This window comes from Paraburkholderia sp. RL18-101-BIB-B (assembly GCF_046026985.1).
In the GTDB taxonomy this organism is placed as follows: Bacteria; Pseudomonadota; Gammaproteobacteria; order Burkholderiales; family Burkholderiaceae; genus Paraburkholderia.
In genome coordinates this window covers 16,373-40,237 of sequence record NZ_JARESV010000020.1, presented here as the reverse complement: position 1 = coordinate 40,237, position 23,865 = coordinate 16,373, and the positions used below count along the sequence as shown (strand labels likewise).

Genomic DNA, 23,865 nt, shown 5'->3' with positions numbered 1-23,865 from the left:
GATTCGAATCTGAGTGCGGCGGGGATCCCGCAGCTGCCTCAATCGTATCCCTGCCAGAGCTTGCATGTTAAGTCGATGAGTTGCCCACCCGCATAACGCGGCACCAACCGCGCGCCATCTCCCGGCATTGCGTCGATGCGGGCAAACGTCCGCTCACGAAGCCTTCTGACAAGCCGAACGATGGGAAGCGTCCGTTGTCATCGCGCTATCCATTCAACGCAAGGAATGGCTATCCTGCAACTCTGCCGACGCCCTGCCGCGTTCGCTTTCCTGTACACCTGCGCCCGGCTTCACGCTACCGTCGGCCTGCGGAACTTCCACCGGCTTGACCTCGACCGGGGCGACGCCATCTTTTTTCAACCCGAGCTTATCCGCAGTCTTGGGCGACAGGTCGACGATTCGACCCTTGACATAGGGACCGCGATCCCTGATTTCGACCACCTCGCTGTTACCGTTTTTCAGATTCGTGACCCGGGCCTTGGTGCCAAGCGGTAGCGTCTTGCTTGCGGCGGCATTGGATTGCGGATTCATCGGCGTACCGTCGGCCATCTCCTTCTTATAGAACTCCCGCCCGTAATACGAGGCCTTGCCCTTGCGGGACTTGCCGGAGCGATCGAGATGGCTGTGTTGAGCTGCCTTGGCGCTCGGCGTGCTCGCTGGACTGGCATCGGCGGATACCGACTTTTGCGCTGGAAGCGCCGTGCTCAGGAAGCACGACAAGACCACGAACAGAAGCGCTCGAGCCTTGCATAGCGACGCGCGAGGCATCCGCCGCGTTTTCGCACGCATCAGTTCAGCTTCGAGACGTGGGCCGGATAACCGGCTCTCTGTGGTATGAAGTTTGTTTTCCATTTGCGCTCCTCTTCACCGTGTGAAGGCAGCGGGCACCCACTTCAGCAAGAAAGACACGTAAATCAGGGTGTAGTCAGGCTTCTAGAAAAGCCTCTCACGCCACGCTTGGAGGGTGTCCGTATGGTTCAATCCGACGTCCGTGCGTTCACTACACGCGCCGTCTGGCGAGTCCAGGCGCGGCTCTGCCGCCTGCTGCACACGATTGCGTTCACCGGAAACCTGCGACAATCATCGTCCACGCTCAAACATCTGTTGATTGCCTCACTTCCCGCGGATGACCCATGCCTGTTTCACAAGCAATTTCGTCGCCACGTCTATCACCCAGCAATCTGAACGAGCTGATCACCCTGCTCGACATTCAGGTATTGGGGCTTTCCGAATGCCTGGTCAGCCAGGGATTCATGCTGGAACTGGATGGCCACGACGCGCCCGGCATCCACTACATCCTGTCGGGCGTGGGGCGCCTGCACATCGCAGGCGCCGAGACCGTGCCGCTCAAACCTCACACGCTGCTGATCGTGCCGCCGCGTCATTCACTGAAGCTCGAGGTCCCGGCAAACCAGGCGGGTATCGCGCCGACCGTGGTGCCTGGACGCGAGCACAAACAGGTCGTCGATTCGATCAGTCGCTTCCGCGCGGGGAATGCCGAACCGATGACCGTCATGATCTGCGGCTATTTCAAGGCGTCTTTCGGCGCGTCGATCAATCTGTTCGGGACGTTGTCGACGCCGATCGTCGAGCAGTTCGAAGCTTCCGACCGGCTCGACGTTTATCTGCGCACGGCGTTCGATGAGCTCGTCGCGCAGGAGATCGGCGCCGGCGCGATGTCGGGCGCGTTGCTCAAACAGGTGATCGTCGCGCTCGTGCGCCGGTCGCTGAAATCCAACGCACTGTGGATGGAGCGATTCGCGCTGCTCGGCGATCCGCAAATCGCGCGCGCCTTCGCCGACATGGTGGCCCGCCCCGGTGCGCAGCACACCGTCGCCAGTCTTGCGGATGCAGCGATCCTCAGCCGCTCGGCGTTCATGGCGCGCTTTTCGGCCGCGCTCGGCCAGTCACCGATGCAGGTGCTGCGCGACATCCGCATGCGCCAGGCGGCCGCCCAGTTGCGCGCCGGCGACCTGTCGCTGGATCAGGTGGCACGGCACGCCGGGTATGCGAGCCGCGGCGCGTTCGTGCGCGCGTTTCGCGAGGTGTTCGATACGGGCCCCGCCGAATACCGTGAGGGATCCGTAAAGGGTTGATCGCCAGGATTTCTTGCGTTGTTTGCCGGACCCGGCATTCCTGACTCGCACGCTCTTGCGCCCTGACCGGCGCCTTGCACCGGCATGTCAACGCCGAGGCAAGGCGCCGGTTTCGTTTTTAAAGCGATCGCGCCTTCACGTGCATCCACGGACTTTTGCGTCTGTTCTCAGGATTTTTTGTTTGACCTGCACGCCTAGAATTTTCATCAATGCAGCCGAGAACGCACGCCGATATTTCGATGCAGACGCATCCTTCTCCCGATCATCCGAAACAGGAGCACGACCATGACCCGCATCGCCCTCCCTGCCAACGACGCTATCCCGGCCGCTTCGCAGCCGGTCATCGATGCAATGACGAAGCAACTGAAGATGACGCCCAACCTCTTTCGCATCATGGCGCTCAGCCCCAATGCGCTGAACGGTTGGGCCGCCCTGCAAGGCGCGCTTGCAAAGACGCTCGATGCGAAACTGCGCGACGGCATCGCGCTCGCCGTGTCCCAGGTCAACGGCTGCCAGTACTGTCTGTCTGCGCATAGCTATGTCGCGAGCAACATGGCGCATATCGACGACGAAGAGATTCGCCTGAACCGGCTCGGCAAATCGCATACGCCCAAAACCGCCGCGGCCGTCGCGTTCGCGAAGGCGCTGATGGAAACCCGCGGCAAAATCACAGAAGACGATCTGCACGCCGTGCGCGAAGCCGGCTTCAGCGAAGCGAACATCGTCGAAATCATCGCGCTCGCCGCGCAATTCATGCTGACGAATTTCGTCAACAACGCCTTCGATACCGAGGTCGATTTTCCGGTCGTCGAAACCGAAGTCGTGTAACGACTGCGCGCTGCCACGTCCTCAAACAAGGAGATCGATCATGTCTCGCCATACTGCTGAAAAACGCTCGGCGTTTCGCGCGTTGCACAAAGACGGATGCTTCGTGTTGCCGAATCCGTGGGACGTGGGCAGCGCGCGTTATCTGGCGTCGGCCGGCTTCAAGGCGATTGCCACGACCAGCTCCGGCTTCGCGTGGTCGACTGGCCGGCCGGACAACGGCGTGTCACGCGATGCGATCCTCGCGCACCTTCGCGAGATGGTCGGCGCGACAGATCTGCCGGTCAACGCCGACTTCGAGAACGGCTTCGGTGACGATCCCACCGAGGTGGCGCATAGCGTCCGGATGGCGGTCGATACCGGCATCGCCGGGCTGTCGATCGAAGACTCGACGGGTGATCCGAAGTCGCCGCTGTTTCCGCTCGATGTCGCCGTCAAACGCCTTGCCGCGGCAAGACGCGCGATCGACGAGACAGGCGGTGACACGTTGCTCGTCGGCCGTGCGGAGAATTTCTTTGTCGGTGTGGCCGATCTCGACGACGTGGTTGCGCGCTTACGAGCCTATGCGCAAGCCGGCGCCGACTGTCTGTACGCGCCGGGCATCCAGACGCGCGAGCAGATCGAAGCGGTGCTCGCCGCGGTCAGCCCGAAGCCCGTCAATCTGTTGATCGGCGGACCTTCCGCGTTTACGCTCAACGAACTGGCGAGGCTCGGCGTGCGGCGCGTGAGCGTGGGCGGCGCACTCGCACGCGCGGCATGGGGCGGGCTGGTGACTAGCGTTCAGTCGCTTGCGGACGGCCGCTTCGATCGCTTGCCGAAGGAGCCGTCGGGCGCGTGGTTGAACAATATGTTTCAGGATGTGGCGTAGCGTCTTCTTCATCGAATAACCCCTTCTACATGGAGCGAACCATGAGCCGTGAAATCATTCGTGTCGAACCGCTTTCGAGCTGGCTCGAGCGCTGGAAAGCGCCGACTTCCGCTGTCACCCGCCACGGCGACACGATCTATGTGTCCGGGTTTCCGCCGTTCGATCCGAGCACCGGCGAAGTAATGGACGCACCGATCGAGCTACAGACGGAACGGGTATTGGAACAACTGAAACTGTGCGTCGAGACGGCGGGTTCATCGCTCGATCAGGTGCTCAAGTGCAACGTGTATTGCACATCGGTTGAAGCGTTTCCGGCCGTCAACGCGATCTATGCGCGCTTCTTTGGACCGAACCCGCCGGCGAGGATTTTCATCAATGTGCCGGCGTGGCCAGGACACTTCGACATCGAGATCGATTGCGTCGCGGCGATCGACAGCAGCCGCATCTCAGTGTCCAGATGATGACGGTCGCAGGGCGACTCGTTGCCGCTCTTTGACATCAAATGCATGAGCGGCCGAAGGCCGGCGCTGCTTCGCGCCGGCCTCACCGTGCCGCTATCGGTCGGTCTATCAGTCGATCTGCTGGATACCGGCCAGCCGCCACGCCTGGTCGCCCTGCGTCTGTTTGACCAGGTTCCAGATTTCCTGGAACGGCTGCGCGGTCTGTGCATCGTCTTCCCGGATCTGACCGTAAAAGCGAACGCTGACGAGCGTTTCATCCGCATTGCTTTCGGTGCCCAGTACCTCGGCATCGAGTTGTGGCACGTCCGTATGGCTCGGCTCGCGGCCCCGCGCTTCCAGATCCTGCTTGAGCCGCGCGAACATCTCCGGCGTCGTCAACTCGAACAGGTCCCCCTGTTCGTTCCTGTCCCACGCACCCTGGAGACGCATGAACATCGCCTTCGCCGATACGAGAAATGCCGCCTGATCTGGCCCGAGCGACAGCTCAGGCGCCTTCATGCCGTTCGCTGCTCCGGTCGAACCCATCGCTGCGCGCGGCCAGCCCCGAAAAGTCGCCTCAGGCCGCGATTGCCCCATCTGGTTCAGGAATGTTGAACCGCCCGTTTGCTGCCGGTTCGCGGCACCGTGTCCATAAGCAAGATCCGGACGGCGCCGGTTGGCGATAAAGCGGAACAGCAGCACGCCCGCGAGAATCACCGCTCCGATCAGCAGCGCATTCGACAGCATTTGCGCGAGCCCCTCGCCAAGACCAAACGACGACAGCAGCGCTGCAATGCCAAGCCCGGCGGCGAGCCCCGCGAGCGGACCCATCCAGCGGTTACCCGCGGCGGCGGCCGGCGTCTGCGCGGCCTGCGCCGGTTGAGCTTGCTGGCCCCGTTGTGTTTGCCCGGACGGCGACGCCGTTTGCGACTGACGCCCGATGCTTTGGCTCCCGCCCACGCGCTTCGCTTCGGCATCGTTCGAAGCCACGGCGCCGAGAGCAAGGAGCCCCGCCAGTCCGAGCGCCGCCGTCCCGCGCGTCACCGAGCCGGCAACCCGTCGAAGTTGATTGATGATCTGCGTGTACATAAAAACCTCTTTGGTGAGTCAGGGGACTGCCCGCTTCGCGCGCCTTTCTTCATCGCGCGGAAAACATTACGAACAGTAATATTATTGAGTGGTCAAACTTGCTGGTGATTGCGCCTGAAAGCCATGTTGAGCAACCTGAAGACTGTTGCCGTGAATGTAGTGCTCCAACTGCCGGATGGTGTCTTCCTGCTCGGCAATCTGATTCTTGATCAGGTCGCCGATTGACACCATGCCGACCACCTGCCCCGCGGTAATCACAGGCAGATAACGGATCCGGAGCTCCGTCATGAGCGCCATGCATTCCTCGGTGGTCTGCTCCGGGCTGACATAGCGCACGGCCGTCGACATGATGTCGCGCACCGGCGTATTCCTTGACGAGCGGTCCATCAGCACGATTTTTCGCGCGTAATCGCGCTCCGTGACGATGCCGGCCACGCGCCCTTCATGGACGACGATGAGCGCGCCCACCTGCCGGTGAGCCATGATCGCGATCGCGTCGTAAACCGCGGCGGATGCCTGGGTCGACCATACTGTCTGGGATGCCTTTGAACGCAGGAATTGCGCAACCGATGCCATCTGCCACCTCCGTCAGGTACCGTTAGCCGCCCCGCATGAACTCATGGGCGAGACCTCAATCTACCTGAACGCGAGATAACGTAAAATACGTATTTTCAATGCTGACACTTCGAGAAAACCGTAGCATTGCGTAATCGACGGAGAGATCGTGAACTTCAAGCATCTGCATTACTTCTGGGTCGCGGCGCACGCGGGCGGCATCGTTCGGGCGGGCGAGCAGTTGCACATCTCGCCGCAAACGCTCAGCGGGCAGATCAAGCTGCTCGAAGAGGCGCTGGATAAAAAGCTGTTCAGGAAAAGCGGCCGCACCCTCGAACTCACCGACGCGGGCCGCCTGGCGCTCGATTACGCCGACGAAATATTCTCGCTAGGCTCTGAGCTCGAAAGCGCCGTGCGGCGCGAGAACGAAGCGGGCCCGCAAACGCGGTTTCGCGTCGGAATCGCGGATTCGGTGCCGAAGGCGATCGCGTACCGGCTGCTGGAACCCGCGCTGAGCGCGTCCGTGTCGCTGCGCATGATCTGCCACGAGGGCAAGCTGCATGCGCTGCTCGCGCAACTGGCCCTCCACCGCCTCGACCTGATCATCGCGGACGCCCCCATTCCCGCCGACGTCAACATCAAGGCGTTCAATCACCGGCTCGGCCGCTCGACGCTCAGTTGCTTCGGCGCGGAAGCGCTGATCCAGAGCGGCAGAAAGCGCTTCCCGTTGTCGCTCGGTCAGTTGCCGGTGTTGCTGCCCGGTACGGAATCGGCGGTGCGCCGCAAGCTGGATCATTGGCTGGCGTCCCATGCCATTTCGCCGCGCATCGTCGGCGAGTTCGACGACGGGGCCATGACCATGGCGTTCGCCCGAGAAGGCCGCGGCTTGCTGTTCGCGCCCACCGTGCTGGAAAGCCAGCTACAGGCCGAACACAAGCTGACGACGGTCGGCCAGATCAATTCCATCGTCGAAGAATTCTTTGCGATCTCGATCGAGCGCCGCATCAGTCATCCGGCTGTCGCGATGATTCTGGACGCGGCGCGTAGCGAGCTGTTCAATGTCTAGCGGAGCATGCTTGCGAAGATGCCATTACAATCCAGCACTTCGTCCGACCATCGTGATTCGCGCCATGAAATACCTTCTTGCATCGACATTCGCGGCGCTCATCGCGGCCGCAAGCACGGCCGCGACAGCCCAGACAGCCGGAAGCAGCGACACACCCAAGCTGCAGTGCGCGATTGGGTATGTCACCGGCATCGGCGGATCGGCGCAGAGTTTTCGTGAATACCTGGCGACCCCCAACCGGGACCGATATCGCTTCCTTGCGGACAACCCGATTCAATGCAAGGTTTCCGACGAGGGCCGCGCGTCCGGTTGTACCGGCCTCACGAGCCTGCGGAATGAAAAGGTCAGCGTGTACGACGATGTCGACAATGAGACGATGTCCGTCGTCGCGCGCGTGGAACTCGAACACGGGACCTATCCGGTGATCATCGTCGTGCGAAGACAGGACGTGAAGTGCGAGGAGTGAATGCCCTCACGTCCCGGTCGACGATGAATCAGGCTCGATGCTTCGCGAGAAATTCTGAAACTTTCGCAAGCCCTGTTTCGAGTACGTCGCGGTTGTTGGCGTACCCAAGGCGCACGTAACCTTCCATGTCGAGCGCACTGCCCGGCGTCAGCATCGCGCCGGTCTGTTCGATCAGCTCCACGCAGAATTCAAGCGACGACATCGGCAGGTCGAATTTCAACAATGCTGTGGTTCCCGACTTCGGCTTGATATAAGACATAGCCGGTTCTTTGGCAATCCACGCGTCCACGATCGCCAGGTTGGTCCGCACGATGTCGTGATTGCGGGCTAGAATCGCCTTGCGGTTCTCCAGCGCGATGGAGGCGAAATGATCGTCGATCATGCCAACGCTGATCGTGTTGTAGTCGCGATGAATCGCGACGGCGCGGATCAGATCCTTCGGACCGGCGATCCAGCCGAGCCGAAGTCCCGCGAGCGAGTATGTTTTGGACATGCTGCCGGTACTGATGCCGCGCTCGTACACGTCCGCAATCGAAGCGGTATAGCCGCTGCCCTCCTGATCGGTGCCGCGATATACCTCGTCGCATAGCACATACGCACCGCACGAACGCGCAATCTCGCTGATCTCGGCGAGAAACGCCTCGTCCATCAGCGAGCCGGTCGGATTGTTCGGGTTATTGATCGCGATGAGTCGGGTTTTATCGTTGACGAGACTGCGCAGTTCGGCGAGATCGGGAAGAAACCGGTTCTCCTCGCGCAGCTTCAGGATTCGCACGTCGGCGCCGTAGCTCTCGGGAATCGAATAGTGCTGCTGGTAGGTCGGCAGAACGGAAATCACCGTGTCGCCAGGCTCGACCAGGGTTTCGTACACCAGCGCGTTGCCGCCGATAGCGCCGTGCGTGACGATCAGATTCTCCGGCGACTGGCGCGCGTACATTGCCGAGATCGCTTCACGCAGCCGGGTCGAACCTTCGATTGCACCGTATGTGAGCTTGAGCCCGCGTAGCTCGTCGAGAATGCTGTCCTGTTTGTTGGCGAGCGTCAGCAACTGATCGACGGTCAGCGATTCCACGCAGGTTTCCGCCAGGTTGTACGTACACCTGGTTTCGTACAGATCCATCCACCGCTCGACGCCGAAGTCCTTGATCTTCATGTCACTCTCCTTTGTTATTCAATCAGGCGATCCGTTGATGAACAGCTAGCCGAACCGCTCGGGACGGAATGGACGCGCATCGATAAATGGCTGAGCGCCGGTCATCATCTCCGCCAGCAAACGGCCTGTCACGGGGCCGAGCGTCAATCCGTGGTGGTTGTGGCCGAACGCAAACCAGAGCCCTTTATGGCGAGCCGCAGGCCCAATGACCGGCCTCATGTCGGGCGTGCACGGACGCAAGCCGAGCCACGGACGCTCGTCGAGCCGCGCACCGAGACCGAATGTCGGTCTGGCAGTGCGCTCGGCGCGCTCCAGCTGGATCCCTGTCGGCTTTGCATCGCGCCGGGCTATTTCGACGCCCGTGGTCAGCCGAAGACGCCCTTCCATCGGCGCCACCACGTAACCCTGCTGCGAGTCGACGAGCGGCATCGAGAGGATCGGCTTCGTGGGTTGGTAGTGCATGTGATAGCCGCGTTTCGCCCGCAGTGGAATGCGATATCCGAGCGGCGCGAACACCTGATCCGACCACGGGCCCAGCGCCACGACGACTTCCCGCGCGCTGATCCTGCCCGATGAGGTTTCAACGGTCCACGCGCCGCCTTCCGCCTTCAACGTCGTCGCTTCGCCGATCAACAACGCGCCGCCGCCCTGCTCGAACAGACGTGCGTAGCCCTTCGTCAACGCGCCGGGGTTGACGATGCTTTTCGGATCCTGCCAATGCAACGCTCCGCAAAATCCCGTCGCGACGCCGGGTTCGCGCGCGGCCAACGCCGCGGCATCGAGCGCCGCTACATGCAGTCCATAGGTACTTGCCGTTACTTCGGCGGCGGCCGCCTGCCGCGAGAATTCCGCCGGCGTGCGAAACGCCTCGATCCAGCCTTTGTCACTCGATAGTTGCTCGAGGCCGGCACGCTCGATCAGCGCATCGTGCTCCGCAACGCTTTGCCGGATCAGCGGCAGCATGTCGTGCGCCGCGGCCATCAGCCGCTCGGGGGACGACTCCCACCAGAAACGGGCGAGCCAGCCGGCAAAAGACGGCAGCGCCCGATAGTCCCAGTAAAGATCGGTCGAGCGATTGCGCGCATAGCGCAGCAGTGTGCCGAGATTGCGCGGAAAAGCGTACGGTACGACCGAGGAACTCTCGATCAGGCCGGCGTTGCCGAAACTGGTTTCTTCACCCGGACCGCGCCGATCGACCAGCGCCACCCGTTGGCCGCGATCCTGCAAGTGCAGCGCGGACGACACGCCGACGATCCCGGCGCCCAGCACGATTACATCGAAATCCATACGCTCGCTCTGCTTTCACTGACGGGACCGGAAGCGCGCATGCGACAACTCGCACGCGGGTCCGGCGCGAATCCGTTCGCACCGGTTCGCACCGGTTCGACAACGCCTTACTTCGCAATGATGTCGCGTTTGAAGTACTTCTGCGAAAGCGCGCTGAGCGTGCCGTCTTTTTTCAGCGCGTCGAGCGCGGCATCGATCTTCCCGGCCAGCGCCTTGTCGCCCTTGCGCAAACCGAAACCGGTCCCTTCGCCGAGCGTTGCCGGATCGCTGAGCGGTTGGCCGGCAATCGCATAGTCATGGCCTGCGGGCTTGTTCAGGAAACCGTCCTGAACAGTCTGCGCTTCCTGAACGGCCGCATCGAGCCGCCCCGCCACGAGGTCGGTGTACACCTGATCCTGGTCGGCGTATGAGACGATCGACACGCCGGCATTCGCCCAGTGGCGTTTCAGGAAATCTTCCTGCGACGACGCCTGCAGCACGCCCACGCGTTTGCCCTGCAAACTCTTCACGTCAGGCATCAAGCCCGAACCGCGCTTGGCCACCATCACGATCGGCACGACATAGATCGGCCGCGTGAAATCGATCGTCTGCTTGCGCTTTGCGGTGATGTTCATGGCCGAATTGATCACATCGAATTTGCGGGCCTGCAACGCGGGAATCAGCCCGTCGAATGCATTCTCCACCCACTCGCATTTCACGCCCATCTTGGCGCAAACAGCGTTGCCGACGTCGACGTCGAAGCCCTCCAGTTGCCCCGTCGGCGATTTGCTTTCGAACGGCGGATACGCTGCCTCGATGCCGAAGCGCAAGGTGTTTTGAGTCTCCGCGCTGACGGTGCCGACCGAACCGAGCAACGCAGCAGCGACGAAAATTGAAAGTGACAGCTTCTGAAGCATGGTGGCTCCCTGGGTAGTTGGGCATCGCGAATTGAGGGCACGGACAACGGCTGACCGCAAAGCCTCGAGACGGCGCATGGGGCGCTGCGCGAAGCCGGCCTCACACTCTCTCTGGATCAACAGTCTATTCTGGACTCCGGTAAAAGCAAGCAATTTTCAAAATAAAAGTCCAGACTGGACTTTTTGACTTTAGAATTGCTTCCACGCCGGAGGCCGGCAACGTTGTGGAGAGCAATCCAATGAGCAAGATAGAAAAAGCCGTTCCGTTGATCGTCGATCAGGAAACCGTTCGCGAAGCCCTACCTCATCTCGACGTGCGCGATGCGTTGACGCAGATGTTTCGCTCGCTCGGCAACGACGCCGCGGTGCAGCCGCCCCAAACGCTGACTCTGTTTCCAGGCGGCGCGGGAGACTTCATTACGTACCTCGGCGTGATGGCGAGCGCCAAGGTATTCGGCGCGAAACTGTCGCCGTACATCGTCACGCCAACGAAGCCGGTCATTACCGCGTGGACCGCGCTGATGTCGATGGAAACGGGACAGCCGTTGATGTGGTGCGATGCCGGCTTGCTCACGATCGAGCGCACCGCCGGTGCAACGGCGCTTGCCGTCGAGCACCTCGCCGCGCCCGATGCGGGAAAACTCGCGATCATCGGCTCGGGCGCGGTGGGCCAGGCGCATCTGCGCCACCTGGCGTCGGTGCGTCAGTGGCGCTCGATTCAGGTGTTCTCGCCCGATCTCAAGGACAACGCGGCGAAGCGCGCGGCGGTCGCGGCCCTCGACGAGCGCGTCGTCGTGTCCAACACGATTGAAGATTGCGTGCGCGAAGCCGATGTGGTGGTCTTGTGCACCTCATCGGGTACGCCCGTGCTGCACGAAGGCATGCTCGGCAAACCGGCGCTCATTACGTCGATCAGCACCAACGCCGTGAACGCCCACGAAATTCCGCCCTCATGGATTCCCACCATGGATGTCTATTGCGACTACCGGCAAACCACGCCGGCCAGCGCGGGCGAAATGAAGTTGGCCGCGCAGCGACACGGATGGTCCGCCGACAAGGTCGTGGCTGATTTGCCCGAACTCGTTTCGGGCGTCGCGCAAAAGCCGTCCTATCACAAACACGCGTTTTTTCGCTCGATCGGACTTGGCCTGGAAGACGTGGCCATCGCGTTCGAACTCTTCAGGTATTTGACGCAGCGGGATGCGTGACATTGCGGTGACACAGGGCGTGCGATGAGCAGGTCCAGCACGGCGCGACGAGCGCCGGGAGAGCAACTGGATCGAGATCCCGCTCATGGCAAAATGGCGGACAACACACGGACTTGCAGCACCATGACGCAACACGCTGCGGACTTTCCGAAAACTGGAACTTCACCCATCCCTATGCGCAAGACCAAGACCACAGCCGCACGCCGGCTTCTTCTGGATCGCTACAGCCGGGTCGCCGACGGCATCGCGCTGCTGTTCTTCCCGTACGTCGAAATTGTCATCCATGACTTGCAAAGCCAGACCGTGGCCTACATAGCCAACAACCTGTCCAAGCGCGAGCTGGGCGACGAGTCGGCGCTGGAAGAAATGGACCATTCAGCCGAGTCCGGCACCATCGGCCCGTATGAAAAGATCAACTGGGATGGCAGGCGCATGCGCTGCGTCAGCACGGTGCTCTTCGACGACGCCGAGGCCGCCATCGGCGTGATGTGCGTGAACTACAACATTGCGGTATTCGAAGACGTGAAGCATGTCATCGACCGCGTGATCTCCGGCGCCGGCCTGGTGAAGCAGCCCGAGGAATTGTTCAAGGACGACTGGCAGGAGCGCATCAACACGTTTCTCCACACGTGGCTTCAGGAGCGCCAGTTGGCATTGAACTCCCTGACTCGCGACCACCGCCGCGAACTGGTCGAAGCGCTGTGGGCCGAGGGCGCATTCAAGGGGAAAAGCGCGGCGAATTATGTGGCGAACGTACTCGGGATGGGGCGTGCCACGGTCTATCAACATATCAGGGATCTGCGAGGCGCGGCAGCCTGATAGGGCCTAATAGGAAGTCCGACTTCCATTAAAGAATCATCGCTGAAACGCCGTTATCAGGGTAACGCATCGTCAATCGGCCAGGCGCGCTTTCGCCGTCGCGGCCAATACCCATTCGTGCCTTGCCTTTACACGCCCTATACCATGCCTGTCGCCGAATCGGCGGCAGCGCCGCAAGCTTTCATCAACCTCCGGCCAGGATTAATTTCGACAAGGACAAGATCGGCAACAAGCCGTCATACTCTGTCTCTTCTTGCGGCGGACGGTCCCGACAACGTAACCGGAAGATTTCGCCGGAAACGCGCTCGATGCATGACCGTCCGTCCCGTCCTTTCGACGGCAATTTCCGCGTAGCGCCACGCGCGGTTCAAGTGGAGCGTGCTTTGCAATGAGTTACACCCCTGTCGTTCCGTTCGCCCACGACAAGGCTGATTCGGGCGCCTTCGTGGGCGGCGCCCCGGCATTTCGCCAACTGGTCCGCATGATCGATCGGGTCGCCCCGACCGAACATCCTTTGCTCATCTTCGGCCCGACCGGTTCGGGTAAGGAATTGGTCGCTCGCCGCGTGCATGCCCACAGCCAGCGCCAGGACCAACCGTTCGTCGACGTCAACTGCGGCGCGATTCCAGAAAACCTCGTCGAAGCCGAACTATTCGGGCATGTCAAAGGCGCGTTCACCGGCGCGGGCGAAAACCGCCAGGGACTTTTCCAGCAGGTCGGCAAGGGTACGCTGCTGCTCGACGAAATCGGCGAACTGCCGCTTGCGTTGCAACCCAAACTGTTGCGCGTGCTTGAAACGCGCACCTTCCGTCCGATCGGTTCGTCCACCAGTCTGCATTTCGCCGGGCGCGTCGTCGCCGCGACCCACCGCGACCTGCGTGAACTCGCGCGTGAAGGGTTATTCCGCGAGGATCTGTTCTATCGGCTCGCGGTTTTCGTGCTGGCAGTGCCTGGACTCGAGCAACGCATCGAGGACATCCCGGCGCTGGTCACCCATTTCGCATCACAGCACGCGCGCCGTCTCGAGTTCTCGCCGGCTGCCATCCGGCGGCTTTGCCAGCATTCGTGGCCGGGGCATATCCGGCAATTGCGCAATCTGATCAGCCAGTTGAGCGTGCTCGCCGAAAACACGCTCATCGATGTCGACTCGCTCGAACCGTTTCTCGCCAACGAAACCAGCGGACCGGTGTCGCGCGCGAGCCTTGCCGACATGCTGCTGCAACTCGAAGGCCGCGACAAGCTCGCGGCCGCCGAGGACCTGTTGATCGACCGCGCGCTCGAGCGGACCAGCGGCAACAAGAGTGCGGCCGCAACCATGCTCGGCGTGGGCCGCAAGACCATCGAGCGGCGTCTGAAGTCACGCGAGGAGCATCACCGGGAAGCGCGCAAATGTCTCGAACATGCGAGCGCGCTGATCGAGGAGTCGAAGTTCGCCGAAGCCATTCCGCTGTTGCGCCGCTGCCTCGACGTGTTGCAGACGCCCCACGAACAGGAGGCGGTGCGCCGTCTGCAGTTCGACGCGTACCGGCTGCTCGGCATGAGCTTGCGCAGCGTGCACGGCTGGCTGTACGCGGAGGCCACCGCCTGCTACGCCGCCGCGCTGACGATCGGCGAAGGCGTTTGCGAGCCCGCCGAAATCGCCGCGATCCAGTTCGGCATCTGGACCACGCAGTTGACGACGCTTCAGCTCAAGCAGGCGCGCGCGACCGCGCAGAACATGCTGGAGCGCGCACAGAATGGCGGCGACCGGGTCTCACTCGACGAAGCTCACGTCGCGATGACCAACACGCTTTTCTGGCTTGGCGACAGCGAGGAAGCGCTGGCCTGTCTCGCGCGCGGCAACCTGCTCAGCGTGGGGCGCAACGACACCCGTACCGGCTCGCAAGGGATCGATCTGGCCAGCCTCGCGTTGACTTTCGAAGGGCTGGCCGCCTATCAGATCGGCGCATTCGGGCAGGCGCGGCGCGCCATGGAGATGTTGATCCTGCGCGCGTCCGAACCGGGCGCGCACGCGCTCGCTCACGCCGTCAACCTGCAGGGCGCCGCCTGGCTCGCCTGCCTGTTCGATGACGTCGACCGGCTCGGCAATCTTGCGAGCGAACTCGAATCGGTGTCGATCGCGAACGGCTTCGCGTTCTATCGGGGTGTGGGCCAGGTGCTCCGCGCCTGCCACCTCAGCGCGCTCGGCCATTCCGACGAAGCGGAAACCGTGATGCTCGACGGCTACGACAACCACGTCGTTTGCAATGGCGGCGCGCTGTTCTATTCCTTCAAGACGTGGCAGCACGGCGAACTGCTGCTGCGCGCCGGCCGCGCGAAGGCCTGCGAGGCGATTCTCGCCACCGCGATCGACGAGACCCTCGCCCGTCAGGAACGTGTCTACCTGGGCGAACTGCTGGTCACCCGGGCGCGCGCGCAATGGGCCCTCGGCGATGTGAACGCCGCCGAACTCGGTCTGCGCACCGCGCTGTCCACCGCGCTCGCCTTCGGTTCGGTGCCGGCGCGCGTGGACGCCGCGCGCTACCTCGCCGATCTGCTGCGCTCCATCGGCCGCGGCGCAGAAGCCATCGACACACTCGAGCGCGGTCTGCGCTCGCTGACGACGGATCCGACCACGCGCGTCACCAGTGCCGCGAATTTGCTTGCCGAACTTCAGCAGGACGCTTCTTTCAACCTCGACAGTAAAGGAATCGCAAATGGCATATGAATTACGCCGGGAAGATCTGGAACCGCTGCTATTGGGAGCAGCGTTCTTCGGAAGCGGCGGCGGTGGCACGATCGAATCCGCGCGGCATCTGGCCGAGCACTTCGTCACCGGCGACTATTACCCGTCCGACACGGTCAAGGTGGTGTCGGTCGACGAGGCCACCGAAGGCGCGGCCGTCATGGTCGCCTATCTCGGCGCGCCTGAAGCGATCAATTCCGCCATCTATCCGATCGGACCCGTGACCGCCGTGCAGAATGTCCAGGCCCGGCTCGCCTCGCAAGCGACGAAGCTCGCCTACGTGATGCCGCCGGAAAGCGGCGCGCTGGGCTTCACGGTGGCGGCGCTCGTGGCGGCGAAACTCGGCCTCGCGGTGATCGACGCCGACGGCGCCGGCCGCGCCGTGCCCTCGCTGCCGATGCTCACCTTCGCGGCGGCCGAGATCGATCCGCGCCCGGCGTTCCTCGTGAGCCAGGGCGGCCTGTGTGTCGAACTCGACGTGACGCCGCGCGCCAGCAACCAGGGTGGCCCGACCCATCAACGCGACGTGTCGGCGATTGTCGAGCAGATGATGCGTCCGGTCGTCGCCGATCCCGAGTTCGGCCAGTTCGGCGGCCTCGCCATGTGGGTGATGAAGCCGGCCGATATCCGTCGCGCGACGCCGATTCATGGCACCTTGACGCGCGCGCTGGAGCTCGGGCGCGCGGCGCAGGCCGGGCGGATCGGCAGCGCCCAGCAGATGATCGGCTATCTCGCCGAACATTGCGGGCTCGCCGCGCGCGCCATTTCGGAGCCCGGCGAGTTGGTCTCCGCCGAAGTCGATACGAGCGGCGGTTTCGACGTCGGCAAGGTTCATATTCAGGCCGGACAGCGCACCTATACGGTGATGTACCAGAACGAGTCGCTGCTCGCGTGGGACAGCGCATGTCCGCAGCCGATCGTGCTGGCGCCGGACAGCGTCGCGTATTTCGTTGGCGGCGAAGGCCAGGCGATCTTCAGCAACGGCGACCTGCTTAAGGATGACGGTTCGTTGAACCCGGTGATCGGCAAGCGCCCCGTGACGCTGATCGCCTGGCGTGCCGAAGCCGAATTGCGCAAGCCCGGCCTGATTCTCGACAGCTTCATGCAGTTGCTGAACTCGCTCGGCTATCTCGGGCCGTATGTGCCGCTTGAGTCGCTGCAGTTCGCGCGCAAGGGAGACGCATCATGACCTCGCCTTCGAACTCACCTCTGCGCATCTGCGTGCTCGTGCCCGTCGCCACATCGGCCTACAACGACCGCATCATGAAAGCCATCGCGCCGGTCGTGCCGCCGGACGTGCAGGTCGAAATTCGCAATATCACCGAGGGGCATCCCGATATCGAGAGCCGCACGAACTGGCTGCAGAACGGCATGCCGGTGGTCGAACTCGCGCAGTCCATTGCCAACGACGGTTTCGACGGCATCTGGCTGACCGACTTCGATATGTGCGGCGTCGAGGCCGCGCGGGAAGTCATCGACATTCCGATCATCGGCGGGTTTCCCGCTTCGGCCTTCGCGGCTTTGATGCTCAGCCAGCGGTTCTCGATCATCACGATCCTGCAAAGCACGCTGGCGATGCAGCGCGGTCATCCGCAGACCTATGGCATCCAGGACACGTTCGCATCGATCCACGCGATCGATTGCCCGGTCGCGCAGCTCGATAACGTCGACGTGGTGGTCGTTCGCACCTTCGAGGCGGCGCTGAAGGCCATTAAGGACGACGGCGCGCAAGCCATTCTGCTCGGCTGCACGGGTTTCGTCGACGTCGCGAGCCGCGTCTCCACGCTGCTCGGCGAGGCGCTCGGCGCGTATGTGCCGGTGATCGATCCGAATCAGGCCGGCTTCAGCTTCCTTGTCTCGCTGGTGCGGATGAAGGTACGCCCGAGCCGGTTGACTTACAGCAAGGTCAGTCTCCAGTCGTAAGCGGGACACTTCTCTCCGTGCTCGTCCGGCGCGGCGCGCTTGCCGCGCCGGATGCTCTCGCCTTCCAGTTCCGCCTTTTTCGCCTGCCTCGCAATCGCCTTTCGTCCCCATGTGGACGAAAGCGCCCTCTCGCCCTGCCGGATACGGTCAATTGGACGAATTCGTCCAATCTTTTGGGTATGCATGGACGAGACTGACCAATTTCGCGCGTGAAATTTTCCGGCATGCCCGCTCCGATGCAGTCTCGATGCCTGGCACAGTCATTGCTTAAATAGTGAGACAAAATGCCGCCTGAAAAAACACCCTGGACAGGCGGTTTCCGGAACACGCAGCAAATCCGTCCGACAAGCCGGGGGAACCTGAGAGACCAACAAGATCACGCGCTGCAAAGCGTTCGACACACCGACGTCCGGCGACGTGCAGATTGCTGCCGAATCGCCGGCGCCGCCGACACCCGGGACGCCGCTATTCAGCGAGGCCATTCGGTTAGTGATCCGAACAATAGTTGACGCGCCGATCGAGTCCAACGATGTCGAGTCGTTGGCAACAGACCGAGAGAGGGCTGTGCAGTTGTTGTAGTTGTGACTGTCGTGTGTCAGCGCATCGCGACCGAATGCTTCCATAGAGAAGTTCGTTGCGATGCGCGACTGCGAAATGGCGGAAACCGTCTGGCTATGCACCAGGCGAGCTGCTACGGGGTTCGGCCGTCGTTGCCCTCCCTTCCGGAGACAAGCAGCGGCGGCTCGTTCTTTCTAATCAGTCTGCGCCGACCGCGGTGAAAACGCGGCACCAGGCGTGGAACAGAATCTGCTACTGGCAACCCTACGCGGCGTCAGACTGTTAGACCTCGCGAGTCGACCACACTGGCCATTTACGGGGTTTCAAACAATGCATCACCACATTTTCGAGAGAGAACTCGTTCATCTGGAACGCGTAATCGCCTGCGCGTCGCGAGAGCCCTTTCCGCCCACCTATTGGCGCGACCGCGTCGAGCATCTGAAAAATTGTCCACACGCGCCTCTGTTCGGCTATCGCATTGCCCGTCTGTCCCGGCTCGTTGCCGAATTGAACGGTTAGCCGACACGCGTCGGTAGCCGGTTGGCCTTGTTTGGCGGACCGCGCGGCAACGAGCAAACACAACGCTTTCAATCGAATGAATCGGCTGGGTCCAGCCGGTTGCATCCCCTTCTTCCGCCGGTGTTCGCCCGAACGCCGGCACTGGTTTCGTCCACTTGCCGCAACATCGCCGCCTTCGGCCGCCCCGAGCAATGGTGCCGGCCATTGCCGCCTATGACACCGAAAACCCGCGGTATTTCATAGGCGTGTACTATCGACGGCATTGCCTTAATCTCATTCTATTGATGGTGACTCTCACCTATATTTTGAGTTGCAGCAGCAGGCCTGCCGACGCGAGCTATGCTCGTCCAATGCATGCCACGATATCCGTATCGGATGGAGAGCATGTGCGTCGGGTAATCGCAGTGGTACACCCAGTACCCCCACAAGAGCCCACCAGGTAATGTTCCGGCAGCCCCCTCGGCGCGGGATCGTGCAATGCGCCACAGAAGACAAACACCGTAACAGAACAAATAGTGGGTACGTCCTCTCAAGGAGATAGCGCATGTCAACCGAAGCAAAGTGCCCGTTCAACCATACTGCCGGCGGCGGCACGACGAACCGTGACTGGTGGCCGAAGCAGCTGCGGCTGGACCTGCTAAGCCAGCACTCAAGCAGGTCGGACCCGCTGGACGGCGGCTTCAATTACGCGGAGGCTTTCAAGAGCCTCGATCTGGCGGCGGTGAAAAAGGACCTCGCCGCGCTGATGACCGATTCGCAGGATTGGTGGCCAGCGGACTTCGGCCACTACGGGCCGCTCTTCATCCGCATGGCCTGGCACAGTGCCGGCACGTACCGCATCGGCGACGGCCGCGGCGGCGCCGGGCGCGGCCAGCAGCGTTTCGCGCCGCTCAACAGCTGGCCGGACAACGTCAGCCTCGACAAGGCGCGCCGCCTGCTCTGGCCGATCAAGCAAAAGTATGGCCAGAAAATTTCCTGGGCCGATCTGCTGATCCTCACCGGCAACGTCGCGCTCGAAACCATGGGCTTCAAGACCTTCGGCTTCGGCGGTGGTCGCCCCGACACGTGGGAGCCGGACCTGGACGTCTACTGGGGCAACGAAAAGACGTGGCTGGGCGGCGACGTCCGTTATGGCAAGGGAGCCGCGGGCGATAACGACGACGGCGGCGTGATCGTCGCGGACGAACAGAAGCACGGCGAAGAGGTCAGCCGCGACGACAACGGACGCAACCTGGAAAATCCGCTGGGCGCCGTGCAGATGGGCCTGATCTATGTCAACCCGGAAGGTCCCGACGGTAATCCGGACCCAATCGCCGCCGCACAGGACATCCGCGAAACTTTCGCTCGCATGGCCATGAACGACGAGGAAACGGTCGCGCTGATCGCCGGCGGCCACACCTTCGGCAAGACGCATGGCGCAGGTCCGGCCGACAACGTCGGTCCCGAACCCGAGTCCGCCGATCTCGCGAACCAGGGACTCGGCTGGAAGAACAGCTTCGGCACCGGCAAGGGCGCCGACGCCATCACCAGCGGTCTGGAAGTCACCTGGACCACCACGCCGACGAAATGGGGCAACGGCTTCTTCGAGAACCTGTTCAAGTACGAATGGGAACTGACCAAGAGCCCGGCCGGTGCCAACCAATGGGTCGCCAAGGGCGCCGACGAGACGATCCCGCACGCTTACGATCCGTCGAAAAAGCGCCGGCCGACGATGCTCACCACCGACATCTCGCTGCGCATGGACCCCGTCTACGAGAAGATTTCGCGACGCTTTCTGGACAATCCCGACCAGCTCGCCGATGCCTTCGCCCGTGCATGGTTCAAGCTGACTCACCGCGACATGGGACCGCGTGCCCGCTACCTCGGGCCGGAAGTGCCTGCTGAAGAACTGATCTGGCAGGACCCCATTCCGGCAGTCGACCACCCGCTCGTCAATGACGAGGACGTCGCCTCGCTCAAGCAGAAGATCCTGGCGTCGGGGCTGCCCGTCTCGCAACTGGTGTCGACGGCCTGGGCGTCGGCGTCGACCTTCCGCGGCTCGGACAAGCGTGGCGGCGCCAACGGCGCGCGCATTCGCCTCGCGCCGCAGAAAGACTGGGCCGTCAACCAGCCCGAGCAACTGGCGAAGGTGCTGAAGGTCCTCGAAGGCATCCAGAGCGAGTTCAACGGCGCGCAGTCCGGCGGCAAGAAAATCTCGCTGGCGGACCTGATCGTGCTGGCGGGTAACGCCGGCATCGAACAGGCGGCAAAGAGCGCCGGCCATCAGGTGACGGTGCCGTTCGCGCCGGGACGCATGGACGCCTCGCAGGAGCAGACTGACGTCGAGTCCGTCGGCGCGCTCGAACCATTCGCCGATGGTTTCCGCAACTATCTGAAGGGCAAAGTCGGCGTTCCGGCTGAGGCTCTACTGATCGACAAGGCGCAATTGCTGACGTTGACCGCGCCGGAAATGACGGTGCTGATCGGCGGCTTGCGCGCCCTGAAGGTAGGAACCGGGCAGAATCCGCAAGCCACCTTTACCAGCAAGCCGGAGACCCTGACCAACGACTTCTTCCGCAACCTGCTCGACATGGGCACGGAATGGAAGCCGGCCTCGTCGGCCCAGGACGTGTTCGAGGGACGTGACCGCAAAACCGGCGAGTTGAAGTGGACCGGCAGCCGCGTCGATCTGGTGTTCGGTTCGCACGCGCAGTTGCGGGCGCTGTCCGAAGTCTATGCAAGCGAGGACGGGAAGGAGAAATTCGTCGGCGACTTCGTTGCCGCGTGGGTCAAGGTGATGAACCTCGACCGGTTCGATCTCGCCTGAGCGGGGCGCCGCGGTTCCGTCAGGGTTGCCGCCCTGACGGAACGTTGCCCCGCCGGACGAAAGATAAACTGCCAGGTTAAACCAACGGTGCGAGCCCCGCTGTATCGGAGCCGCACCGTTTGTTTTTGCGCGAAACGATGTGGGAGTGTGCGAGAGTGGCGGATGGGCGAAACCCTGTTTCAAGGTCAAGAGCCCGCGCACCGCGTCATCGACAATGAGGGCGATACGGTCAACGACTTGAGGAGCCGGATCAATGGGAAGCACCAGTGCAGTTGCGGCAGCGGCAGTCGCCTTCCTGGGCAGCCACTTTCTCTTATCCCATCCACTGCGCGGACCGTTGGTTCGCGCAATTGGCGAAACGGCGTTCCAGGGCGTCTATTCGCTGGTTGCGTTCCTGACGCTCGGCTGGCTGATCGTGGCTTACGGAAAGGCGCCCCTCTCCGCACCGCTATGGCCGGTAGGCGACGGGCTCTGGGCGATTGCGACCGTGATCATGCTGATTGCGTCGATCCTGCTGATGGGTTCCCTGATCCGCAATCCGGCGCTGCCCACCGGCGGCCGGCCCGGCTCGTTTCCCGACGCGGCCCGCGGCGTATTCGCGATCACGCGTCACCCGATGATGTGGTCGTTCGCGCTTTGGGGGCTGTGCCACATCGCCGTGTTCCCCGTGGCCAAGAACATTATTCTTGCAGCGGCCATGGTGATCCTCGCACTCGTCGGCGCCGCGCTGCAGGACCGCAAGAAGCAGCAACTCCAACCCGATCTCTGGCCCGCATGGGAAGCGAAGACCAGCTACCTGCCGTTCGCGGCGATCGCCGCCGGCCGCGCGCGGCTGAGCGGGTTCGGCATGCACGCGCTGCTGGGCGGGCTGGTCGTCTGGCTTGCGGCGACCTGGGCTCATATCCCGCTCACCGGCTGGGCGGCGGGCATCTGGCGCTGGTTGTAGACGCAGCCTCGTCAATGCCGTCGCTCAAGCCGCGCTTCATGCCACTGCATGCCGACTCGATGTGAACTGCTCTCTGCTCGTCGAGATGAAATCGGCGGCCTGAAGTGGAACCGTATCGGGACCGGAGAACGACCGCTTCGCGCTGGCTCGGGCCAGGATCCGCGTGAGATGCGAATAGAAGTGCTGCAGTTGTTTCGCGTCCGAAGCTCGTGGTTCGAGGTCGAACACATCTTCGAGCACGCGTCGCGAGACGTAGAAACGTTGAAGTCCGTGGACGATGCGAATCTGAAAGACGACGCCGTCACTGTTGTGCGGCACCGCTGCCCAAATGAGCGAATGGCTACCCATGGAGCCCCCGTAGATCATGTCGATCGAAAATTCGTCAATTCATGGTCGCACATCTCAGCGGGCGGTGAATCTTTTCAAAATTGTGACGGGTCGTCATTTGACATTTTTACCACGGTCGCCATATTGCAGCGCAGCAAATACCTGTAGACTGAGGACGGGGCAACTGCAATTGGGCACCCACGGTCGCAATATGACGGGAGAATGCGCCATGACGACTTCTCAGTCTTCACACACTCCAACCGTCCCTGTATTGCATGTCTTCGAGCAAGCCGGAGGCTGGCATTGGGGCATCACGGTCCCGCGCGCGAAGGGAAGCGGATTCAAACTGATCGCCTTCAGCGAAAGAACGTTCGCGGTCGAGGACGCCGCTCGCACGGACGGAAGCCAGGCGTTAGAAAGCCTGGCAGATAGCGGTGCGCGCGACCGGCTCACTACCGACGTCGCGTGAGTTCAATCGCCCGCGGCGACGATCGAGCCTGAGCCGCGCCGCGCGGCACTTCCTTGAATCACCTTGAGATCGATGGTCGCGTCGGCGACCAGGAAGGCTTGCGGGGAAAAGACGAGCATCGGACGAGCCTCGATCGCCCGCGCCACGCCGCATATGAAATTCGCCGCTGCGCCGTCGCCACACTATTGTCACACTTTGAAACGACGATCGGTGGTTGCACCGTCCCTGGCCCGGACGGGCGGCACGGCGCAGAAATTCTGTCGCTGTCCCGACGATAGTGACCGCAGTGTCGCACCGCTTCGCCAGATCCCAGGCATGCGACGTGCTCTACACAACGCGGCGAAAAACATGAGAGACACCGTGAAGCAACGAGCGACTGTTGTCTGCCAGCTTGGCAGGCGAATCCTCCTGGTCAGCCGGGAAGGCACCCGTTGGTCGCTACCTGGCGGCAAGCCCGTGACAGGGGAAGATCTTCGTGAAACCGCGATGCGCGAATTGATGGAGGAAACGCGTATTCATGCAATGGACATGCGGTACATGTTCGGCTTCACCGGCATCCACACCTGTCATCATGTATTCGTTGCGACGATTGCCGATGGCGAGCAGCCCGTGCCCAGCAACGAAATTACGCGTTGTACCTGGGCGAAGGTCACGGAGGTCGCCAATCTGCCGGTCAGTACTTCTACGAAGGGAATCGTTGAAGTGTTGGCCATGGCGTCCAACGGTGCATCAAGACTGCCCAGCGACTACGACCAGGCAGCCGATATCGGAGCCCAGTTCTCTCGCTGATGAAACCGCCCTAGGCAGCATAGCCATCACGACCT

Annotated in this window: 22 protein-coding genes; 15 read left to right on the top strand and 7 right to left on the bottom strand. The window is 62.3% G+C overall.

Going from position 1 to position 23,865, the window contains the following annotated elements:
• Positions 1-213: 213 nt before the first annotated feature.
• Positions 214-852, bottom strand: a complete 639-nt coding sequence (locus P0D73_RS25635) for a septal ring lytic transglycosylase RlpA family protein (protein WP_408433273.1) — start codon at positions 850-852, stop codon at positions 214-216.
• A gap of 281 nt (positions 853-1,133) precedes the next feature.
• On the opposite strand from P0D73_RS25635, the gene P0D73_RS25630 reads away from it, so the two are divergent.
• From P0D73_RS25630 to P0D73_RS25615, 4 genes are all read left to right on the top strand, one after another.
• Entirely contained in the window at positions 1,134-2,096 is a 963-nt protein-coding gene (locus P0D73_RS25630; RefSeq protein ID WP_408176777.1) for an AraC family transcriptional regulator, read from the top strand.
• 285 nt (positions 2,097-2,381) lie between these two features.
• Positions 2,382-2,924 carry a carboxymuconolactone decarboxylase family protein gene (locus P0D73_RS25625; protein WP_408176775.1) on the top strand — a complete coding sequence of 181 codons (543 nt, stop codon included), beginning with the start codon at positions 2,382-2,384 and terminating at the stop codon, positions 2,922-2,924.
• A gap of 40 nt (positions 2,925-2,964) precedes the next feature.
• Complete coding sequence (locus P0D73_RS25620; RefSeq protein WP_408176774.1) at positions 2,965-3,789, top strand: isocitrate lyase/PEP mutase family protein; 825 nt, start codon at positions 2,965-2,967, stop codon at positions 3,787-3,789.
• Between the two features lie 41 nt (positions 3,790-3,830).
• Entirely contained in the window at positions 3,831-4,250 is a 420-nt protein-coding gene (locus P0D73_RS25615; protein WP_408282397.1) for a RidA family protein, read from the top strand.
• 108 nt (positions 4,251-4,358) lie between these two features.
• Here P0D73_RS25615 and P0D73_RS25610 read toward each other — a convergent pair whose 3' ends face one another.
• Positions 4,359-5,318: a Tim44 domain-containing protein gene (locus P0D73_RS25610; RefSeq protein WP_408433271.1), complete on the bottom strand. Its 960-nt coding sequence runs from the start codon at positions 5,316-5,318 to the stop codon at positions 4,359-4,361.
• Between the two features lie 81 nt (positions 5,319-5,399).
• Positions 5,400-5,894, bottom strand: coding sequence for a CBS domain-containing protein (locus P0D73_RS25605; RefSeq protein ID WP_408176770.1), 495 nt, complete (start codon positions 5,892-5,894; stop codon positions 5,400-5,402).
• 148 nt (positions 5,895-6,042) lie between these two features.
• Between P0D73_RS25605 and nhaR the strand changes: the two genes are divergently transcribed.
• Positions 6,043-6,939, top strand: a complete 897-nt coding sequence (gene nhaR, locus P0D73_RS25600; RefSeq protein WP_408176769.1) for a transcriptional activator NhaR — start codon at positions 6,043-6,045, stop codon at positions 6,937-6,939.
• Between the two features lie 64 nt (positions 6,940-7,003).
• On the top strand, positions 7,004-7,405 hold the full coding sequence (locus tag P0D73_RS25595) for a hypothetical protein (RefSeq protein ID WP_132376896.1): 402 nt from the start codon (positions 7,004-7,006) through the stop codon (positions 7,403-7,405).
• A gap of 28 nt (positions 7,406-7,433) precedes the next feature.
• Here P0D73_RS25595 and P0D73_RS25590 read toward each other — a convergent pair whose 3' ends face one another.
• The 3 genes from P0D73_RS25590 to P0D73_RS25580 form a co-directional block, all read right to left on the bottom strand.
• Positions 7,434-8,558: an aminotransferase gene (locus P0D73_RS25590; RefSeq protein ID WP_408176767.1), complete on the bottom strand. Its 1,125-nt coding sequence runs from the start codon at positions 8,556-8,558 to the stop codon at positions 7,434-7,436.
• Between the two features lie 45 nt (positions 8,559-8,603).
• Positions 8,604-9,845 carry an NAD(P)/FAD-dependent oxidoreductase gene (locus tag P0D73_RS25585; RefSeq protein WP_408433268.1) on the bottom strand — a complete coding sequence of 414 codons (1,242 nt, stop codon included), beginning with the start codon at positions 9,843-9,845 and terminating at the stop codon, positions 8,604-8,606.
• A 107-nt stretch (positions 9,846-9,952) separates the two neighbouring features.
• Positions 9,953-10,741 (bottom strand): ABC transporter substrate-binding protein, encoded by a 789-nt coding sequence (locus P0D73_RS25580; protein ID WP_132374506.1) that lies wholly within the window; start codon positions 10,739-10,741, stop codon positions 9,953-9,955.
• A gap of 239 nt (positions 10,742-10,980) precedes the next feature.
• Here P0D73_RS25580 and P0D73_RS25575 point away from each other — a divergent pair, with 239 nt between their 5' ends.
• The 7 genes from P0D73_RS25575 to P0D73_RS25545 all read left to right on the top strand — a co-directional run bounded on the left by P0D73_RS25575 (position 10,981) and on the right by P0D73_RS25545 (position 22,245).
• The gene (locus tag P0D73_RS25575; RefSeq protein WP_408282387.1) at positions 10,981-11,949 is read left to right on the top strand and encodes an ornithine cyclodeaminase family protein; all 969 of its coding nucleotides are present in this window, start codon (positions 10,981-10,983) and stop codon (positions 11,947-11,949) included.
• 174 nt (positions 11,950-12,123) lie between these two features.
• Complete coding sequence (locus P0D73_RS25570) at positions 12,124-12,768, top strand: helix-turn-helix transcriptional regulator (protein WP_168794008.1); 645 nt, start codon at positions 12,124-12,126, stop codon at positions 12,766-12,768.
• Positions 12,769-13,156: 388 nt separating this feature from the next.
• On the top strand, positions 13,157-15,475 hold the full coding sequence (locus tag P0D73_RS25565; protein WP_408433265.1) for a sigma-54 interaction domain-containing protein: 2,319 nt from the start codon (positions 13,157-13,159) through the stop codon (positions 15,473-15,475).
• On the top strand, positions 15,465-16,682 hold the full coding sequence (locus P0D73_RS25560; RefSeq protein ID WP_408433263.1) for an S-methyl thiohydantoin desulfurase domain-containing protein: 1,218 nt from the start codon (positions 15,465-15,467) through the stop codon (positions 16,680-16,682). The genes P0D73_RS25565 and P0D73_RS25560 overlap by 11 nt, the downstream gene beginning before the upstream one ends.
• Positions 16,679-17,416, top strand: a complete 738-nt coding sequence (locus P0D73_RS25555; protein WP_408433261.1) for an aspartate/glutamate racemase family protein — start codon at positions 16,679-16,681, stop codon at positions 17,414-17,416. The genes P0D73_RS25560 and P0D73_RS25555 overlap by 4 nt, the downstream gene beginning before the upstream one ends.
• A gap of 1,621 nt (positions 17,417-19,037) precedes the next feature.
• Positions 19,038-21,299, top strand: coding sequence for a catalase/peroxidase HPI (gene katG / locus P0D73_RS25550; RefSeq protein WP_408433259.1), 2,262 nt, complete (start codon positions 19,038-19,040; stop codon positions 21,297-21,299).
• A 253-nt stretch (positions 21,300-21,552) separates the two neighbouring features.
• Positions 21,553-22,245, top strand: a complete 693-nt coding sequence (locus tag P0D73_RS25545; protein ID WP_132374497.1) for an NnrU family protein — start codon at positions 21,553-21,555, stop codon at positions 22,243-22,245.
• A gap of 36 nt (positions 22,246-22,281) precedes the next feature.
• Here P0D73_RS25545 and P0D73_RS25540 read toward each other — a convergent pair whose 3' ends face one another.
• Positions 22,282-22,593: a hypothetical protein gene (locus tag P0D73_RS25540; RefSeq protein WP_408176756.1), complete on the bottom strand. Its 312-nt coding sequence runs from the start codon at positions 22,591-22,593 to the stop codon at positions 22,282-22,284.
• Positions 22,594-22,801: 208 nt separating this feature from the next.
• Here P0D73_RS25540 and P0D73_RS25535 point away from each other — a divergent pair, with 208 nt between their 5' ends.
• Positions 22,802-23,041 (top strand): hypothetical protein, encoded by a 240-nt coding sequence (locus P0D73_RS25535; RefSeq protein WP_408176754.1) that lies wholly within the window; start codon positions 22,802-22,804, stop codon positions 23,039-23,041.
• Positions 23,042-23,389: 348 nt separating this feature from the next.
• Positions 23,390-23,830 (top strand): NUDIX hydrolase, encoded by a 441-nt coding sequence (locus tag P0D73_RS25530; protein WP_408176752.1) that lies wholly within the window; start codon positions 23,390-23,392, stop codon positions 23,828-23,830.
• Positions 23,831-23,865: the final 35 nt, after the last annotated feature.

Bases quoted from the DNA above. Each gene is read 5' to 3' on its own strand.
- P0D73_RS25635 (WP_408433273.1), bottom strand. From the start codon at position 852: ATGGAAAACAAACTTCATACCACAGAGAGCCGGTTATCCGGCCCACGT.
- P0D73_RS25630 (WP_408176777.1), top strand. From the start codon at position 1,134: ATGCCTGTTTCACAAGCAATTTCGTCGCCACGTCTATCACCCAGCAAT.
- P0D73_RS25625 (WP_408176775.1), top strand. From the start codon at position 2,382: ATGACCCGCATCGCCCTCCCTGCCAACGACGCTATCCCGGCCGCTTCG.
- P0D73_RS25620 (WP_408176774.1), top strand. From the start codon at position 2,965: ATGTCTCGCCATACTGCTGAAAAACGCTCGGCGTTTCGCGCGTTGCAC.
- P0D73_RS25615 (WP_408282397.1), top strand. From the start codon at position 3,831: ATGAGCCGTGAAATCATTCGTGTCGAACCGCTTTCGAGCTGGCTCGAG.
- P0D73_RS25610 (WP_408433271.1), bottom strand. From the start codon at position 5,318: ATGTACACGCAGATCATCAATCAACTTCGACGGGTTGCCGGCTCGGTG.
- P0D73_RS25605 (WP_408176770.1), bottom strand. From the start codon at position 5,894: ATGGCATCGGTTGCGCAATTCCTGCGTTCAAAGGCATCCCAGACAGTA.
- P0D73_RS25595 (WP_132376896.1), top strand. From the start codon at position 7,004: ATGAAATACCTTCTTGCATCGACATTCGCGGCGCTCATCGCGGCCGCA.
- P0D73_RS25590 (WP_408176767.1), bottom strand. From the start codon at position 8,558: ATGAAGATCAAGGACTTCGGCGTCGAGCGGTGGATGGATCTGTACGAA.
- P0D73_RS25585 (WP_408433268.1), bottom strand. From the start codon at position 9,845: ATGGATTTCGATGTAATCGTGCTGGGCGCCGGGATCGTCGGCGTGTCG.
- P0D73_RS25580 (WP_132374506.1), bottom strand. From the start codon at position 10,741: ATGCTTCAGAAGCTGTCACTTTCAATTTTCGTCGCTGCTGCGTTGCTC.
- P0D73_RS25575 (WP_408282387.1), top strand. From the start codon at position 10,981: ATGAGCAAGATAGAAAAAGCCGTTCCGTTGATCGTCGATCAGGAAACC.
- P0D73_RS25570 (WP_168794008.1), top strand. From the start codon at position 12,124: ATGCGCAAGACCAAGACCACAGCCGCACGCCGGCTTCTTCTGGATCGC.
- P0D73_RS25565 (WP_408433265.1), top strand. From the start codon at position 13,157: ATGAGTTACACCCCTGTCGTTCCGTTCGCCCACGACAAGGCTGATTCG.
- P0D73_RS25560 (WP_408433263.1), top strand. From the start codon at position 15,465: ATGGCATATGAATTACGCCGGGAAGATCTGGAACCGCTGCTATTGGGA.
- P0D73_RS25555 (WP_408433261.1), top strand. From the start codon at position 16,679: ATGACCTCGCCTTCGAACTCACCTCTGCGCATCTGCGTGCTCGTGCCC.
- katG (WP_408433259.1), top strand. From the start codon at position 19,038: ATGTCAACCGAAGCAAAGTGCCCGTTCAACCATACTGCCGGCGGCGGC.
- P0D73_RS25545 (WP_132374497.1), top strand. From the start codon at position 21,553: ATGGGAAGCACCAGTGCAGTTGCGGCAGCGGCAGTCGCCTTCCTGGGC.
- P0D73_RS25540 (WP_408176756.1), bottom strand. From the start codon at position 22,593: ATGGGTAGCCATTCGCTCATTTGGGCAGCGGTGCCGCACAACAGTGAC.
- P0D73_RS25535 (WP_408176754.1), top strand. From the start codon at position 22,802: ATGACGACTTCTCAGTCTTCACACACTCCAACCGTCCCTGTATTGCAT.
- P0D73_RS25530 (WP_408176752.1), top strand. From the start codon at position 23,390: ATGAGAGACACCGTGAAGCAACGAGCGACTGTTGTCTGCCAGCTTGGC.